The 15,541-nt window shown below is 65.7% G+C and carries 17 protein-coding genes; all 17 read left to right on the top strand.

Features of this window, described 5'->3' with window-relative positions; all coding sequences use genetic code 11:
* Positions 1-2,202 (top strand): type IV conjugative transfer system coupling protein TraD, encoded by a 2,202-nt coding sequence (gene traD / locus PLAV_RS17340; protein WP_012112329.1) that lies wholly within the window; start codon positions 1-3, stop codon positions 2,200-2,202.
* Complete coding sequence (locus PLAV_RS17345) at positions 2,199-2,948, top strand: TIGR03747 family integrating conjugative element membrane protein (RefSeq protein WP_012112330.1); 750 nt, start codon at positions 2,199-2,201, stop codon at positions 2,946-2,948. The genes traD and PLAV_RS17345 overlap by 4 nt, the downstream gene beginning before the upstream one ends.
* Positions 2,949-3,046: 98 nt before the next feature.
* Positions 3,047-3,430, top strand: a complete 384-nt coding sequence (locus PLAV_RS17350; protein ID WP_012112331.1) for an integrative conjugative element protein, RAQPRD family — start codon at positions 3,047-3,049, stop codon at positions 3,428-3,430.
* Positions 3,427-3,660 carry a TIGR03758 family integrating conjugative element protein gene (locus PLAV_RS17355; RefSeq protein ID WP_012112332.1) on the top strand — a complete coding sequence of 78 codons (234 nt, stop codon included), beginning with the start codon at positions 3,427-3,429 and terminating at the stop codon, positions 3,658-3,660. The genes PLAV_RS17350 and PLAV_RS17355 overlap by 4 nt, the downstream gene beginning before the upstream one ends.
* Before the next feature lie 16 nt (positions 3,661-3,676).
* On the top strand, positions 3,677-4,036 hold the full coding sequence (locus PLAV_RS17360) for a TIGR03745 family integrating conjugative element membrane protein (RefSeq protein ID WP_012112333.1): 360 nt from the start codon (positions 3,677-3,679) through the stop codon (positions 4,034-4,036).
* Positions 4,037-4,047: 11 nt separating this feature from the next.
* On the top strand, positions 4,048-4,458 hold the full coding sequence (locus tag PLAV_RS17365; RefSeq protein WP_012112334.1) for a TIGR03750 family conjugal transfer protein: 411 nt from the start codon (positions 4,048-4,050) through the stop codon (positions 4,456-4,458).
* On the top strand, positions 4,455-5,144 hold the full coding sequence (locus PLAV_RS17370) for a PFL_4703 family integrating conjugative element protein (RefSeq protein WP_012112335.1): 690 nt from the start codon (positions 4,455-4,457) through the stop codon (positions 5,142-5,144). Before PLAV_RS17365 ends, PLAV_RS17370 begins: the two co-directional genes overlap by 4 nt.
* Entirely contained in the window at positions 5,141-6,067 is a 927-nt protein-coding gene (locus PLAV_RS17375) for a TIGR03749 family integrating conjugative element protein (RefSeq protein ID WP_012112336.1), read from the top strand. Before PLAV_RS17370 ends, PLAV_RS17375 begins: the two co-directional genes overlap by 4 nt.
* Complete coding sequence (locus PLAV_RS17380; protein WP_012112337.1) at positions 6,057-7,466, top strand: TIGR03752 family integrating conjugative element protein; 1,410 nt, start codon at positions 6,057-6,059, stop codon at positions 7,464-7,466. The genes PLAV_RS17375 and PLAV_RS17380 overlap by 11 nt, the downstream gene beginning before the upstream one ends.
* Positions 7,447-7,896: a TIGR03751 family conjugal transfer lipoprotein gene (locus PLAV_RS17385; RefSeq protein WP_012112338.1), complete on the top strand. Its 450-nt coding sequence runs from the start codon at positions 7,447-7,449 to the stop codon at positions 7,894-7,896. The genes PLAV_RS17380 and PLAV_RS17385 overlap by 20 nt, the downstream gene beginning before the upstream one ends.
* Positions 7,896-10,766: a conjugative transfer ATPase gene (locus tag PLAV_RS17390; RefSeq protein ID WP_012112339.1), complete on the top strand. Its 2,871-nt coding sequence runs from the start codon at positions 7,896-7,898 to the stop codon at positions 10,764-10,766. The genes PLAV_RS17385 and PLAV_RS17390 overlap by 1 nt, the downstream gene beginning before the upstream one ends.
* Before the next feature lie 12 nt (positions 10,767-10,778).
* Positions 10,779-11,543, top strand: coding sequence for a DsbA family protein (locus PLAV_RS17395; protein WP_012112340.1), 765 nt, complete (start codon positions 10,779-10,781; stop codon positions 11,541-11,543).
* Between the two features lie 184 nt (positions 11,544-11,727).
* Entirely contained in the window at positions 11,728-12,222 is a 495-nt protein-coding gene (locus PLAV_RS17400; protein ID WP_012112341.1) for a JAB domain-containing protein, read from the top strand.
* Between the two features lie 231 nt (positions 12,223-12,453).
* Positions 12,454-12,828 carry a TIGR03757 family integrating conjugative element protein gene (locus tag PLAV_RS17405; RefSeq protein ID WP_425357291.1) on the top strand — a complete coding sequence of 125 codons (375 nt, stop codon included), beginning with the start codon at positions 12,454-12,456 and terminating at the stop codon, positions 12,826-12,828.
* Positions 12,825-13,772, top strand: a complete 948-nt coding sequence (locus tag PLAV_RS17410) for a TIGR03756 family integrating conjugative element protein (protein WP_012112343.1) — start codon at positions 12,825-12,827, stop codon at positions 13,770-13,772. Before PLAV_RS17405 ends, PLAV_RS17410 begins: the two co-directional genes overlap by 4 nt.
* A gap of 9 nt (positions 13,773-13,781) precedes the next feature.
* Positions 13,782-15,176 carry an integrating conjugative element protein gene (locus tag PLAV_RS17415; protein WP_012112344.1) on the top strand — a complete coding sequence of 465 codons (1,395 nt, stop codon included), beginning with the start codon at positions 13,782-13,784 and terminating at the stop codon, positions 15,174-15,176.
* Positions 15,173-15,532: a hypothetical protein gene (locus PLAV_RS17420; RefSeq protein ID WP_012112345.1), complete on the top strand. Its 360-nt coding sequence runs from the start codon at positions 15,173-15,175 to the stop codon at positions 15,530-15,532. The genes PLAV_RS17415 and PLAV_RS17420 overlap by 4 nt, the downstream gene beginning before the upstream one ends.
* Positions 15,533-15,541: the final 9 nt, after the last annotated feature.

Raw genomic sequence — 15,541 nt, forward strand, 5'->3', positions numbered from 1 at the left:
ATGTCGGGCAAACAGCCGGTTGAGGTTCTGCTTCGCCCTGCGGTGGAGCTATATACCGTCGCAGCGTGTGCAGGTGCCGCGTTTCTGTCCCTGGTGGCCCCGTGGTCGCTCGCACTGAGCCCCGGCATGGGCGTCGGCAGCGCGCTGGCGTTCGGCGCCTACGGTGCCATCCGCTACCGCGATGCCCGCGTGATCCTGTGCTATCGGCGCAACATCCGCCGCCTGCCGCGGTACGTGATGACCAGCCGCGACGTGCCGGTCAGCCAGCAGCGGCTCTTCATCGGTCGGGGCTTTCTCTGGGAGCAGAAGCACACCCATCGGCTGATGCAGACGTACCGGCCGGAGTTTCGCCGCTACGTTGAGCCGACACCCGCTTATCGGCTGGCGCGGCGTCTGGAAGAACGGTTGGAGTTCGCGCCGTTTCCGCTTTCACGCCTGCCGAGGCTCACAGGCTGGGATGTGCCTTTCAACCCCGTTCGGCCGTTGCCGCCCGTGGGGGGCCTGCCGCGATTGCACGGCATCGAGCCGGAGGAGGTGGACGTCAGCCTGCCGCTGGGCGAGCGCGTCGGGCATTCGCTGGTCTTGGGCACCACCCGCGTGGGCAAGACCCGGCTGGCCGAGTTGTTCGTGACGCAGGACATCCGGCGCAAGAACGCATCCGGCGAGCATGAGGTCGTCATCGTCATCGACCCCAAGGGCGATGCCGACCTCCTGAAGCGCATGTACGTCGAGGCCAAGCGCGTGGGCCGCGAGGGTGAGTTCTACATCTTCCATTTGGGCTGGCCGGAAATCAGCGCCCGCTACAACGCGGTGGGTCGCTTCGGTCGGATCTCGGAAGTGGCGACACGCATCGCGGGACAGCTCTCCGGCGAAGGCAACAGCGCGGCATTCCGCGAGTTCGCATGGCGCTTCGTCAACATCATCGCCCGCGCCTTGGTGGAACTGGGGCAGCGCCCGGACTACATGCTGATCCAGCGGCACGTCATCAACATCGACGCGCTGTTCATCGAGTACGCCCAGCACTTCTTCGCCAAGACCGAGCCCAAGGCCTGGGAGGTGATCGTCCAGATCGAGGCCAAGCTCAATGAGAAGAACATCCCGCGCAACATGATCGGGCGCGAGAAGCGCGTGGTGGCGCTGGAGCAGTACCTTTCCCAGGCGCGCAACTACGACCCGGTACTCGACGGCCTGCGCTCTGCAGTCCGCTACGACAAGACGTACTTCGACAAGATCGTCGCATCGTTGCTGCCGCTGCTGGAGAAGCTCACCAGCGGCAAGATCGCCCAGCTCCTGGCCCCGAACTACTCCGACCTGGCCGATCCGCGCCCGATCTTCGATTGGATGCAAGTCATCAGAAAGCGCGCCGTGGTCTATGTGGGCCTGGATGCGCTCTCGGACGCTGAAGTCGCCGCAGCGGTCGGCAATTCCATGTTCTCGGATCTAGTATCCGTCGCAGGGCACATCTACAAGCACGGGATCGATGATGGCTTACCCGGTGCATCGGCAGGCACACGCGTGCCGATCAACGTGCACGCGGACGAATTCAATGAGTTGATGGGCGACGAGTTCATACCGCTCATCAACAAGGGTGGCGGCGCCGGCCTGCAAGTTACTGCGTACACGCAGACGCTCTCGGACATTGAAGCCCGCATTGGCAACCGCGCGAAAGCCGGCCAGGTGATCGGCAACTTCAACAACCTGTTCATGCTCAGGGTCCGGGAGACGGCCACCGCCGAACTGCTGACCCGGCAATTGCCGAAGGTCGAGGTCTATACGACCACCATCGTCTCCGGTGCGACCGACAGTTCGGACATCCGCGGCGCGACGGATTTCACCAGCAACACGCAGGACCGTATCAGCATGTCCAGCGTGCCAATGATCGAGCCCTCCCACATCGTCGGCCTGCCCAAGGGGCAGTGCTTCGCGCTGCTGCAGGGCGGCCAACTCTGGAAAATCAGGATGCCACTGCCGGCGCCGGACCCCGATGAGGCCATGCCGCAGGATCTGCAACAACTGGCGGGCTACATGCGCCAGAGCTACACCGATGCCACCCAATGGTGGGAGTTCACCAGTTCCCCAGCCTTACAGGATGCGGCCTTGCCCGACGATCTGCTCGATGACGCCGAGCTGGCCAAGCCGGTCGAGTCTGCCGCGGCGGCCACCGGCGCCGACGACAGCGCCGAAAACGAGGCCTCGCCATGAAAGATGCCGCCTCGACCGCGCAGCGGGAGCAGAACCAGCGCCAAGGTCTGATCGTCGGCACCATCACCTTGCCGTTCCGGCTGCTCGGGGTGCTGATCGGCTCGCTGCTGTTCTCCATCGTGGTGGAGTGCGTCGGCATGCACCTGTTCTGGAAGGAACAGGGCTGGCGCCATTCTCAGCAGATGTTGCAGTACGAACTGGGGCACCTGTCCAATCACTTCACGCGCAGCGTGGTCGTGCAGGAGCCGGGGCGCACGGCGCACGAGCTGGTGGATACCGGCTACGAATGGGTGTTCGTGCGCTCGGGGCTGCTGGAACGCATGAGTCAGACCGCTGAGCGCGCCCGCACGCCCAGCCAGGGACAGACGCGGAACTTTCGGTACTTCATCAGCCAGGTCTATGTCTGGGCCGAGAGCTACCTGATTGCCGCCGCGTTCACGACGTTGACCTTTCTTGTGCGGCTGTTGGTTCTGGCGCTCACGCTGCCCTTGATCTTCACGGCGGCATTCGTCGGGCTGATCGACGGCTTGGTTCGGCGTGACGTGCGTCGATTTGGCGCCGGGCGTGAATCGGGCTTCATCTACCATCGTGCGAAAGCCAGCCTGATGCCGCTGGCCGTGCTGCCGTGGATCACCTACCTGGCACTGCCGATCTCGGTGCATCCGCTGCTGATCCTCCTGCCGAGTGCCGCCTTGCTGGGCTTGGCCGTGAGCCTGACCGCCGGCAGCTTCAAAAAGTATCTCTAGACCATCAATCCGGTCGCCCGCGAGTTCCTATTGTTTGCGGCCTGAAGTCGCCCTGATCTCCACGATCGAGCCATTGCTGATCACACAGGAATGGCGCGATGGTGGCTTCAACCTGGCTGCGCGCCGCGCATCGCGGCGTGCCCACTTTTCTCGTGACGGCCCTCCTGATGGGTCAGTCCCCGATGGCGGTGGCCGAGTCCCCGGCACAGCGCCAGGAACTGGCCGGCGCGCTGCGCCAGCTCGACGCGCTGGAGCGCACCGTGACCGACAGCGCCGCGCACACCGCCGTCATTCCGGGCGAGCGCTACCACTTCGACTACCCGCGGCTGCTGGCCGACCTGGCCCGCGTGCGCGCTGGCATCCAGGCCCATCTCACACCGTCGCGCGCCCAGCCGCGCGACCCCTCCGAACTGGCCGGCGACTATCGCACCGAGCGGCCGGCTGAGCCGCTGCCGGCTACGACTGCGGAGGGCAAGCCATGAACGGCGCCCAGGTCTCGGCTTTTCAAGCCAATAGCGGCATCGCGCCTTCCGCGATGGCGACCGTCCTGGTCGGTGTCGTGCTCGCGGTCCTGCTCGTCTGGGGCGTCTGGGCCATCCGAACGGCCTACGTGGGGTGGTCCGAGAGCCGCCTCAACCAACGCCAGTTCCTCGGCGTCTGCATCCGCTTCGTCGCGATGTACCTCGTCCTGACTTTCTTCCTCCTCTCCTGACCTGAAAGGCCTGACCATGCATAACCGCATCCTCACTTCCCGTTTTGCCCAGCGCGCCGCCGTGGCCCTGGGTGCAGCCGCGCTGCCTGCGCTGTCGTACGCGCAGGGTCTGCCGCAGTTGGAGAACCCGACTCGCGGCACGGGCAACGGCATCATGGAGACGATCCGCAACTACGGCTACGACATCATCATGCTCGTGGCCCTCCTGGTGGTGGCGTCGATGTTCATCGGTGTCTGCTATCACGCCTACGGCACCTACGCGGAGATCCACACCGGCCGCAAGACCTGGGGCCAGTTCGGCCTCACGGTCGCCATTGGCGCCGTGCTGCTCGTGATCGGCATCTGGCTGCTCACCGAAGCCACCGGCATCCTGTAAGCGAGGTCGGTATGTCCGAGCAGCAGCACGTCCGTGCGGACGGGACGGTCACGTTCCTTCCACACCGGCTCAACCGCCATCCCATTGTGGTGCGCGGCCTTACCGCAGACGAACTGTGGATCTGCTGCGGCTTGTCTGGCGGCGCCGGCTTGCTGATCGGCGCGCCGCTGTCCTGGGTGTCCCGCACCATTGCGCTGGCGCCCACATTCATCGTGCTGGGCGTGGCGTTTGGTGTGTTCGTGGGCGGCGGTATCCTACGTCGGCTCAAGCGCGGCCGTCCCGACACCTGGCTGTACCGGCAGTTGCAGTGGCGCATCGCCACGAAGCATCCGTTGGCTGCCGGCTGGGTGGGCGGCCACGTGCTGATCTCGCGTTCCGGCTTCTGGACCACCCGAAGGTCTGTTGCAAGGGGGACGCGATGAGCCGTTTCAAGAACGAGATCACCCACCTGCAGGCGCACATTAAGACGCTGCGCCTGGGCGCGGGCGCGCTGGTCATCGTCGCGCTGGTCATGGGTGGCGGTTGGTGGAGTGCCCCGCGCGATCTGACCATCCACGTCCCGCCTGACCTGCGCTCCGGCAGCACCCGCAAGTGGTGGGAAGTGCCACCCGAATCGGTCTATGCCTTCACGTTCTACGTGTTCCAGCAGCTCAACCGCTGGCCGACCAATGGCGAGGAAGACTACCCGCGCAACCTGCACGCGCTCTCGCCATACCTCACGCCAGCCTGTCACGCCTTTCTGCGTGCCGACTACGACTACCGGCGCAGCACCGGCGAGCTGCGCCAGCGCGTGCGCGGCATCTATGAAATCCCGGGCCGTGGTTATGGCGACGATCCCACCGCCCGCGTGCGCGTCGTCTCCGACCGCGACTGGGTGGTGACGCTAGACATCAGCGCCGACGAGTATTACGGCGCTGAGCAGGTCAAGCGCGCCCTGGTGCGCTACCCCATCAAAGTCACGCGGGTGGACGTCGATCCCTCACGCAACCCGTTCGGCCTGGCGCTCGATTGCTACGACGGCACGCCCCAGCGCATCAACGTCCCGGAGCCGACGCGCCCGACATCTGGCAGGTTGCCTTCGCAAGCGCCTCAAGGAGAAACCCCATGAAGCACTCCTTACAGCATTACTCCCTCGCCTTGCTGGGGCTGCTGGCCGTGGCCTTGGCATCTGCGGCCCAGGCGGTGGAGATCCTGCGCTGGGAGCGCATGCCGCTGGCCGTTCCCCTGAAGGTCGGCCAGGAGCGCATTGTGTTCATCGACCGGAACGTGCGCGTGGGCGTGCCGGCCGCCGTGGGCGAGCGCCTGCGGGTGCAGAGCGCGGGCGGCGCGGTGTACCTGCGCGCCAGCGAGCCAATCGAGCCCGCACGGCTGCAACTGCAAGACGCCGACACGGGCGCATTGATCCTGCTGGACATTGCGGCCGAGCCGCCCAAGGACGGCGAAGCGGAGCTGGAGCCGGTGCGCATCGTCGAGGGCAATACCGCTTCAGCGCGCTATGGCGGTCAGCCAGCGGGCGCCGATAAAGTGTCGGCACGCTCTGGTGATTCGACGGGCGCGCCGCCGGCCCGGCGCGAAACGCCGGTCGCGGTCGTGCTGACGCGGTTTGCCGCGCAGAACCTGTACGCACCGCTGCGTACGGTTGAGCCACTTGCGGGCGTGATGCGCGTCAACCTGCGCCGCAACCTGGACCTCGGCACGCTGATGCCGACGTTGTCGGTGCGCGCCGTCGCGCTCGCATCCTGGCGCTTGGAGGATCAGTGGGTCACTGCCGTGCGTCTCACGAACAGCAGTGCCGCCTGGATCACGCTCGACCCGCGCGTGCTGCAAGGCGATTTCCTCACCGCCACTTTCCAGCATGAGGCGTTGGGCCCGCGCGGCACACCGGAGGACACCACCACCGTGTACCTGGTAACGCGCGGGCGGGGCCTTGCGCAATCGCTGCTGCCCGCCATTCACCGCTTCGACCCGGCCGTGCATCTGCCGCAACCGAATGCGGATGAGAACGGCAAGGAGGCCCGTCATGCGCAGTAACGGACTCCTGAAGTGGCTGATGATCCCAGTGGCCCTCCTGGTGCTGTTCATCGGCGTCCGTCTGTTCTCGGGCGGCGGACCTTCGACACTTTCCCAAGCCGACGCGGGGAGCCAGCTCACGCCCGAAGAGATGAAGGCGCTGGGCATCGAGGGCGATACCCCGCGCGATACCGTCGCCACGCTGGTCGCGCAGGTCAAGCAACTGCGCACCGAGCTTCAGACCGCGCTGTCCGACAACAAGTCTCAGCGCGAGGAAAACCAACGCCTGCGCCAGCGCGAGAACTCGATCGATCAGCGCATCAACGCCGCGCTCGAAGCCGAGCGTTCCAACCTGCGGCGCGACCAGCAGCAAGCCGCGAGCGAGCGCCAGCAAACCGAAGGCTTGCTCGCGGACTTGCAGCGACGCCTGGAGGCGATCGGCGGTCGTGGCGGCGGCCATGCCGACCTGCCGGTGGGCCTGGGACTGCGCGACGGCGACGAGGCCGGGATGGAAGGCGGCGTGCGCTGGGTGGAACCGGACGACGCGAAGAAGGCTGAGGCGCGCGGCTCGTCCAGTGGCGCCATGAGCTTTCCGACGAGCTTTGGACCGGCGCAGCGCACGCTGGAAACCACGGCGGAAACCGTGGCGAACGCGGGCGCACGCGCCGCCGGCGTCAAGACCGCCAAGGCTGTTTATACGGTTCCGACAAACTCCACCCTCATGGGATCGGTGGCGATGACCGCGCTAATCGGCCGTGTGCCGATCGACGGCACCGTGAACGACCCGTACCCCTTCAAAGTCCTGGTGGGCCCCGACAACCTCACGGCCAACGGCATCGATATTCCCGACGTGGCGGGCGCCGTGTTCAGCGGCACAGCCTCGGGCGACTGGACGCTCTCGTGCGTGCGCGGCCAGGTGCGCAGCATTACGTTCGTCTTTCATGACGGAACCATCCGCACCATTCCCGAGGACCGCGAGGGCAACCAGCAGAACAACCAGCAACGCGATGGCCTGGGCTGGATCAGCGATCCCTATGGCATTCCCTGCGTCAGTGGGGAGCGGCGCAGCAACGCCCAGCAGTACCTCGGTTCGCAGGCCCTGATCACCGCGGCCGGTGCCGGCGTGGCCTCGCTCATCGAAAGCGACAGCGGCCAGATGTCCTACGTCGGCTCGGACGGCTCCATCGGCACTGTGGGCATCAGTGGTCAGGAGGCCGTGGGCCGGATTCTCGCCGGTGGCGTCCAGGAAATGTCGAACTGGGTCAACAAGCTCTACGGGCAGGCCTTCGCCGCCGTCTATGTGCAGCCCGGCGCGAAAGTCGCTGTCCACCTCGAAAAACCCCTTGCCATCGACTTCGACCCCGAGGGTCGCAAGGTCGATCACCGCGCAGGAGAAAGCCATGCTCTCGAACTTGACTGACTTGACCCGTGGCCTTGCGCTGGCCGTTGCCGTTGCGGTGCTCGGCGGCTGCGCCACCAGCAAGGAAAAGCTGCTGCCCCACGGTAGCAGCACGATGATGGACATTTGGCAGCAGGAAGCCGGCGACGGTGGCGGCGGTGCTGGCCAGGTAGCGCGCAGGCAATTGCTCGATGCGCGTCAAAGCCTGCGTCGGCCGCTGACCGAAGCGGACGTGCAGGCCGCACCTTCTGAGCAGATGCGCTACACGCGCACGGCGCGCAACGAAGTCTATCGCCAATTTCAGCGCCTGCCGAATCCCGACCTTGTGATGTATGTGTTCCCCCACCTGGCGGGCACCGACCCCATACCTGTGCCGGGCTACACGACCGTTTTCCCCCTGTACCAGCGTACCCAGTACGCCATGCCGGGCGAGCGCGTGGAGGATTATTGATGCGCTGGAAACTCTCTTGGCCGAAGCTGGCCGCATCCAGTGCTGGCGATGAAGAGCAACCGGACGGCTGGAAGCGCCATGTTGAGGCCTTGCGCCAGGCCGGTATTCCCGAACCCGGCTCGGCGGTCCGCGGGCGCAGGTCGGCAACGGTGGCCGACGAGCAGGCGCTGTACGACGTCGCGCCTTCGTTCGTGGAACTGCTGCCTTGGGTGGAGTTCCTGCCCGAGTCGAAGGCCATGCTGCTGGAGGACGGGCAATCGGTCGCGGCCTTCTACGAGTTGGTGCCGCTGGGCACCGAGGGCCGGGAACCCGGCTGGCTCGCACATGCCCGGGATGCCCTGGAGAATGCGCTGCAAGACAGCTTCGATGAATTGGACGAGCACCCCTGGGTACTCCAGCTCTACGCCCAGGACGAGGCCAGCTTCGACCAGTACATGCAGACCCTGCGCGACTACGTGCAGCCGCGCGCACGCGATACAGCTTTCACCGAGTTCTACCTGCGCTTTTTCGGTCATCACCTGCGCGCGGTGGCCAAGCCGGGTGGCCTGTTCGAGGACACCGTGGTCACGCGCCTGCGCTGGCGCGGCCAAAGCCGGCGTGTACGGATGGTGGTCTATCGGCGTTCCAGCGGACAGGCGAGCCGCCGTGGCCAGACGCCGGAGCAGATGCTCAATATCGTCTGCGATCGCCTGTGTGGTGGCTTGGCCAACGCCGGTATTCAGGCCCGGCGTATGGTCGCAACCGACGTTCACGACTGGCTGCTGCGGTGGTTCAACCCCAATCCCGCGTTGCTCGGGCCTGCGGTCGAGGACCGCGAGCGCTTCTATGCGTTGGCACGCTATCCCGATGAGACCGAAGACGGCGAGATCGAACTGGCGAGCGGACGGGATTTCAGCCAACGGTTGTTCTTTGGGCAACCGCGCTCCGACGTAGCGCGCGGTACCTGGACCTTCGACGGCATGCCGCACCGCGTGCTGATCACCGACCGGCTACGGATGCCACCCGGCGCCGGGCATCTGACCGGAGAGACCCGCAAGGGCGATGCGATCAACACGCTGTTCGACCAGATGCCCGAAGACACCTTGATGTGCCTGACGATGGTCGCCACACCGCAGGATGTCCTCGAATCGGATTTGAATCACCTGGCGAAGAAGGCCGTGGGCGAAACCCTGGCATCCGAGCAGACGCTCAAGGATGTGCACGAGGCCCGTTCGCTCATCGGCAGCGCGCACAAGCTCTACCGGGGCACGCTGGCGTTCTACCTGCGCGGGCGTGACGAAGCCGAGCTGAACCGTCGCGGGCTGGATCTGGCGAACGTGATGCTCAACGCCGGCTTGCAGCCGGTGCGCGAGGACGACGAGGTGGCGCCGCTCAACAGCTACCTGCGCTGGCTGCCGTGCTGCTACAACCCCAGCCAAGACCGGCGCAAGTGGTACACGCAACTCATGTTCGCCCAGCACGCGGCGAATCTGTCGCCGGTATGGGGCCGTGCTCAGGGCACCGGGCACCCCGGCATCACGATGTTCAACCGCGGCGGCGGCCCGATCACTTTCGACCCGCTCAACCGCCTGGACCGACAGATGAATGCCCATCTGTTCCTGTTCGGCCCAACCGGCTCGGGCAAAAGCGCCACGCTCAACAACCTGCTGAACCAGGTCACGGCCATCTACCGGCCGCGGCTCTTCATCGTGGAGGCTGGCAACAGCTTCGGTTTGTTCAGCGAATTTGCCAGGCGTTTGGGTCTGACGGTCAACCGCGTGAAGCTGGCCCCTGGCTCGGGCGTGACCCTGGCGCCGTTTGCCGATGCGCGCCGGCTGATCGAGACACCCAGCGACGTGCAAACGCTCGATGCCGATGCGCTGGACGAAGAGCTGCCACCCGATGCCTCGGCCATGGAGCCGGACGAGCAACGCGACGTACTGGGCGAGTTGGAGATCACCGCGCGGTTGATGATCACAGGTGGGGAAGACAAGGAAGAAGCCCGCATGACGCGGGCCGACCGCTCGCTGATCCGCCAGTGCATTCTGGATGCTGCCGAGCGCTGCGTGGCCAAGAGGCGCACGGTGCTCACGCGTGATGTGCGTGATGCGTTGCGCGCGCGGGGCAACGACAGCACGCTGCCAGAGATGCGGCGCGTGCGGCTGCTGGAGATGGCGGACGCAATGGACATGTTCTGCCAGGGCACGGATGGCGAGATGTTCGATCGGGACGGTTCCCCTTGGCCCGAGGCCGACATCACTCTGGTGGATCTCGCGACCTATGCTCGCGAGGGCTACAACGCGCAGCTCTCCATCGCGTACATCAGCCTGATCAGCACGGTGAACAACATCGCCGAGCGCGACCAGTATCTGGGCCGACCGATCGTCAATGTGACCGACGAAGGCCACATCATCACCAAGAACCCGTTGCTCGCGCCCTACGTCGTGAAGATCACGAAGATGTGGCGCAAGTTGGGCGCGTGGTTCTGGCTCGCGACGCAGAACATTGACGATCTGCCCCGTGCCGCAGAACCCATGCTCAACATGATCGAGTGGTGGATCTGCCTGTCGATGCCGCCGGACGAGGTGGAGAAGATCGCGCGCTTTCGCGAACTCTCGCCCGCGCAGAAGGCGTTGATGCTTTCCGCACGCAAGGAAGCAGGGAAATTCACCGAAGGCGTGATCCTGTCGAAGTCGATGGAGGTGCTGTTTCGGGCCGTACCGCCAAGCCTCTACCTCGCACTCGCGCAGACCGAACCCGAGGAGAAGGCCGAACGCTACCAGCTCATGCAGCAGTACGGCATCACCGAACTGGAGGCGGCCTTCAAGGTGGCCGAGAACATCGACCAGGCACGCGGCATCGAGTCGCCGGCCCTGGACCTGCCGCAATAGCCGGAGAACGCCATGGAGCCGAAACGTCCCTTCATTCCGATGCAAGTGCAGGCGTTCCGTCGCCATCGCTCGCGGAAGCGCTGGATCTGGGTCTCGGCCGCTACGCTGGTCGCGCTACTGCTGATCTGGCTCGTGTTCCAGTCGTCCGGCGAATCCTTAACGCAGTCGTCCGCCCCGCACAGCGCTGCGCAGGCGGCGGGGCCGCCGTGGCAGATGGGCAACCAGGACGGCCGCTTTACGCTGACGCTCTATGCCGACCTGGAATGCCCGTTCTGCCGGGATTATTTTCCGAGGCTCAAGCAGTGGGTGGGAGCCAATACCGACGTTGCCTTGCAATGGCATCACCAGCCGCTGGCCGCGCATGAGCCGGCCGCGTCCGCCGAAGCACGCCTGGCCGAATGCGCCGCTGAGGTCGGCGGGCAAGCTGCCTTCTGGCGGGCCATCGAATGGGTCTATGCCCATACACGCAGCGACGGCCAGGGCTTGCCCGACGGCCTGAGCTATCCAGACCTTACGCCCGCCATCGAGCACTGTCTGGCAAGCAAGCGGCCGGATGCGGTGATCCGCGCCCAGGCCGAGGAAGCCACGAAGGGCGGCGTGACCGCCACGCCATCTATCCGGCTGCATGATCGCCAGACCGGTCAGGCAATCCTACTGCAAGGGCCGATCGAGGGCGACTCCTTGCTTTCGGCCATGGACATGCTGTCGGCTGACGACTCGGCCGCCGCACCGACCACCGAAATGCCTGCCGACGTTGTCGGCGACATGCCCAGGTAGCCTGCGGTCCTTGAGGCTACGGCGCAGTCCTCTGCGCTGATCGCTACCCGTTCGCCTCGCATCCTGGCCGCGAACGATCACCGCACCCGCGGTGGTGGATGCATCATGTTCCGTTGTTCCCATCCCCAGGAGGGCTTGCCCTCCCTGGGCATGCGCCTCCGATCTCATCACCCGGAGGTTCGTCATGTCTTTCGTCGTCAATGACTCCTGCGTGGAGTCGCTTTCCGTCGTCGCAGCCCAGCACGAAGACTGGATCATCCAGCAAGCCATCGCGCTGCTGGAACAGCGGGTTTTCAAAGCCGGCCCCCGGCTCGACCGGCCAGCAGCCGTGCGGGACTACCTGCGTCTGAAACTGGTCGCCGAGCCCAACGAAGTATTCGTCGTTGTGTTCATGGACAGCCTGCACCAGGTGCTGGCCTACGAGCCGATGTTCAGAGGCACGATCAATTCGGCCACGGTGCACGCGCGTGTCATCGTGCAGCGTGCTTTGGAGCTGAATGCCGCCGCGGTCATTCTTTCGCACCAGCATCCCTCGGGAGCCACTGAGCCGTCGAGCGCCGACCGCGCGCTGACCCAGCAACTGCAGGCCGCGCTGGCGCTGATCGATGTTCGGGTACTGGATCACATCATCGTCGGCCAGGGAATTCCGTACTCCTTCGCGGAGCACGGCCTGCTGTAGCACATCGCTTCATTGATCACAGCGGGGGCTTCGGCCTCCGCTTCTTCCTTGCCGAGAAGCAAGCAGGTATGCGGGGTGTCCGCGATGCGCATTGTTTGTGGGGGCCGGACCGGGTTCGGCGTTTGACTATGGCCCTGATCAACTTCCGGGGCACGCGTCATGCCAGCATCTTTTCCCAGGTCCGCTCCAAGCTGGCGAGCCCTTGGCCTGGCCGTTGTACTGCCGGTGTCCTTGGGTGTCTTCAGTCCGGCCACATTCGCTGCCGATGTGCTGGTCATCACCGACAGCCGCCATCCGGTCAAGACCATGGGCGGCGAGCGGCTGATCGAGCTGGACGAAGCGTACCGGATTGAAGCGGAGCTTTCTGCGGAACTGCCCGCCGAACCCGAACAGGCGACCGCCCTCGTCAAGCGTCGGCTGAACAGCGGCGGCACCGACCTCCAACGCCGCATCGCTTCCGCCTACCAGGGCGTTGCCGACGCATGGAGCCTGGGCATCACCAGCATCCCGGCCGTCGTGGTGGATCAACGCTACGTCGTCTATGGCGAACCCGATGTGGCCCGCGCTGTCGCGCGCATCGAGCAGCACCGGAGGGCCCAGCCGTGACCCGCCCATTCGACCTGATGCGCCGCTTGCGTGCTGGCGTGGCATCCGTGCTGCTGCTCAGCGCCACGGGCAGCTATGCGCTCAACACCGCAACCATCGTCGGCTCGGTGGCATCGCCAGACTGCCTCGAATACCGCGTCGTCGGGATCTGCTACTGGCTGTACTGCACCTGGACCGGCTGCACGGTGCGCACGTCGGTCAAAGTGCGCCACTACATCCCGGATGCGGTCGTCTCCAGCTACAGCAATACCGGAGAAAACCCCTGGGCCGAGGTTCGGGCGATGAGCACGCCCAATCCTTCAGCTCAGGCCGGTGGTGACGGCACCACCAACGAAGACCACGAGAACAACCTCGCCAAATTCAAGAACGCGGATGTCATCGGGCATCCCGGCGTCGAGGTATTCAACCAGTTCGTCTCCTCATCGGGCTACTTCTGCGAGGGCGCGGGCACGGCGTTCATGCCGTATCTGCTCAGCACCTTGGACACGCTGGCCTGGCGCTACAACGTGCCCGAGATGGCCTACCCGGAGGCACTGATCCCCGGGACGCGCGAGATCGGCGTGCGCTCGACGTTGAACCTCTGGGGCAACGTGTATCCGCGCGGCGGCTTCCTGCATCAGACAGACGACCACAAGGCTGGTGCCGTGGTGGCCCAGCGTGCGGGCGATGTCGTCACTCGCCGCGGGCAGTTGCACGTGTACCAGCCGCTGCTCGCCAACGCCCGTGATGGCTACTGGCCGGCTGGCGAGCTGGTCGAAGGCGACGCCTCGACGGGCAAGTGGCAGGAACTCACACCCGTCCTGTCATCGTCATGCTCGGTCTTCCCGCGCAACGGCTCCCTGACACAGGCCCAGCAAGGCGATTACGCGTGGGCGCTGTGGCGGCCCTATGCGTGCTGTGAACGCCGTGGGCAGGTGTTTCTTGGCAGCGTTGATTTCCTCTGAGGTGCCACGATGAAGCGTCCTGAACCGACGAATCTCTCCACCAGGGCGTACCGCCTGCTGCGTCCGACGGCACTGGCCGGCGCGCTCGCCCTGGGCTGCGGCCTGGCATGGGCACAGGCCGGATACCAGAACAGCGGCCCCGTCGTCGGCGATGACGTCATGTACTCGATCGGCGGCGGCAGCGCAGTGTCCATGGGCCGCGCCGCCGGCATGCGTTCGATCGGGGTCGGCGTGGGGTGGAACAGCAACCTGATCTGCGGTGACATGAGCCTTCAGACCACCCTGCGCAATCAGCTCAATGGCATCACGAATGGTTTCCAGCAGATCATGGGTAACGTGATCCAGAGCGCCACGAGTGCCGTGGCATCCCTGCCGGCGCTGATCATCCAACGCGCCGATCCCGGTTTGTACAACTTGCTCACGAATGGCGTGCTGCAAGCGCGGCTGGATTTCGACCGTTCCAAGCTGACGTGCCGCGCCATGGCCGAGAAGATGGCCGAGATGGCGGGCGGCCAGCTTGGCTGGAGCCAGATGGCCGAAGGCATGGCGCTGCGCGATGCGGTGTCGAGCACGGACGCCGTGTCGGCCATCGAGCAGGCCGAGACGCGCCGGGGCAATGATGGCGTGCCCTGGGTGGGCGGCAGCAATGCCGGTGGCGCAGGCCAGCCGGCTATTCGGGTGGTCGGCGATGTCACTCGCGCGGGCTACAACCTGGTCAACGGCCGTGGCGTGACCGACACGTCATCCATCGCATCAGCCAGTTGCGTGAGCCTGTCGTGCCAGACCTGGACCTCGCCGCAGCAGGCGATCGAATGGGCCACACGGGTCCTCGGGGAGCAGGAGCAGCGCACCTGCGATGCCTGCACCAAGACCGAGACGGTGCCCGGCGTCGGACTGACGCCGCTGATCCAGGAAGAATACGAGGTGAAGCTGGAAACCTTGCAGGAGCTGATCTCGGGGACGCGCAACACGACCTTCGAGAACCTGCGCGAGGCCGGCAGCACGTCGCTGCCGATCACGCGCGGCGTGATCGAGGCACTGCGCGACGAGCCGGACCAGGACCTGCTCGCGCGACGCCTAGCGTCCGAGGTCGCGCTCTCGTCGGTGCTGGAGAAAGCATTGCTGCTCCAGCGGACCCTGCTGACGGGCAAGAAGGAACCCAACGTGGCGGCCAACCAGTTGGCGGTCGAGGCGGTGAACCACGAGAGCGACACGCTCGACCGCGAGATCCGCAACCTCAAGACCGAGCTGGAGCTGCGCCGCGAGCTGGCCAACAACTCGCCGATGGCCATCATCCAGCGCCACGGTACGCGCGCGGCGGGTTCGCGCGGCGTCTATGAGGGGGACCCGGTGCCCGACCGCCTCGACCAGTTGCAGAAGGGCAACCCGGGAGGCCGGCCATGAGTCCGCGCGCGAACTGGCTGGGCCGGCTGTTCAGCCGGCACGCGGTGAAGGCGCTGCTATGGACGGTGGTGATCATCGCGGCTGCCGTGGGGGCCAACGTCGTCGGCATCTACCTGGTCGGCAGCGTTGACGGCTGGGAGCAGTGGCTGGCCGCCACTGCGGGCTACTTCCTGGTGTGGCGGCTGTGCCTGTACGGCGCGACAGCCTATGGATGGGTCTGGATGCGCCGCCGGTTGCTGGCGCGCGAGGCCCAGAACGGCGCGGATGGGCAGGCACGGCGCCGCCTGGTGCGCAGCGAGATCGCTGGCGTCATCGCAATCGTAGCGCTGGAAGCCAGCCTGCTGATGCAGGGCTGAGGGGAGATT

It is taken from the genome of Parvibaculum lavamentivorans DS-1 (assembly GCF_000017565.1).
GTDB lineage: Bacteria > Pseudomonadota > Alphaproteobacteria > Parvibaculales > Parvibaculaceae > Parvibaculum > Parvibaculum lavamentivorans.

Excerpts from the sequence above, each read along its gene's own strand:
- traD (WP_012112329.1), top strand. The coding sequence starts at position 1 with ATGTCGGGCAAACAGCCGGTTGAGGTTCTGCTTCGCCCTGCGGTGGAG.
- PLAV_RS17345 (WP_012112330.1), top strand. The coding sequence starts at position 2,199 with ATGAAAGATGCCGCCTCGACCGCGCAGCGGGAGCAGAACCAGCGCCAA.
- PLAV_RS17350 (WP_012112331.1), top strand. The coding sequence starts at position 3,047 with ATGGTGGCTTCAACCTGGCTGCGCGCCGCGCATCGCGGCGTGCCCACT.
- PLAV_RS17355 (WP_012112332.1), top strand. The coding sequence starts at position 3,427 with ATGAACGGCGCCCAGGTCTCGGCTTTTCAAGCCAATAGCGGCATCGCG.
- PLAV_RS17360 (WP_012112333.1), top strand. The coding sequence starts at position 3,677 with ATGCATAACCGCATCCTCACTTCCCGTTTTGCCCAGCGCGCCGCCGTG.
- PLAV_RS17365 (WP_012112334.1), top strand. The coding sequence starts at position 4,048 with ATGTCCGAGCAGCAGCACGTCCGTGCGGACGGGACGGTCACGTTCCTT.
- PLAV_RS17370 (WP_012112335.1), top strand. The coding sequence starts at position 4,455 with ATGAGCCGTTTCAAGAACGAGATCACCCACCTGCAGGCGCACATTAAG.
- PLAV_RS17375 (WP_012112336.1), top strand. The coding sequence starts at position 5,141 with ATGAAGCACTCCTTACAGCATTACTCCCTCGCCTTGCTGGGGCTGCTG.
- PLAV_RS17380 (WP_012112337.1), top strand. The coding sequence starts at position 6,057 with ATGCGCAGTAACGGACTCCTGAAGTGGCTGATGATCCCAGTGGCCCTC.
- PLAV_RS17385 (WP_012112338.1), top strand. The coding sequence starts at position 7,447 with ATGCTCTCGAACTTGACTGACTTGACCCGTGGCCTTGCGCTGGCCGTT.
- PLAV_RS17390 (WP_012112339.1), top strand. The coding sequence starts at position 7,896 with ATGCGCTGGAAACTCTCTTGGCCGAAGCTGGCCGCATCCAGTGCTGGC.
- PLAV_RS17395 (WP_012112340.1), top strand. The coding sequence starts at position 10,779 with ATGGAGCCGAAACGTCCCTTCATTCCGATGCAAGTGCAGGCGTTCCGT.
- PLAV_RS17400 (WP_012112341.1), top strand. The coding sequence starts at position 11,728 with ATGTCTTTCGTCGTCAATGACTCCTGCGTGGAGTCGCTTTCCGTCGTC.
- PLAV_RS17415 (WP_012112344.1), top strand. The coding sequence starts at position 13,782 with ATGAAGCGTCCTGAACCGACGAATCTCTCCACCAGGGCGTACCGCCTG.
- PLAV_RS17420 (WP_012112345.1), top strand. The coding sequence starts at position 15,173 with ATGAGTCCGCGCGCGAACTGGCTGGGCCGGCTGTTCAGCCGGCACGCG.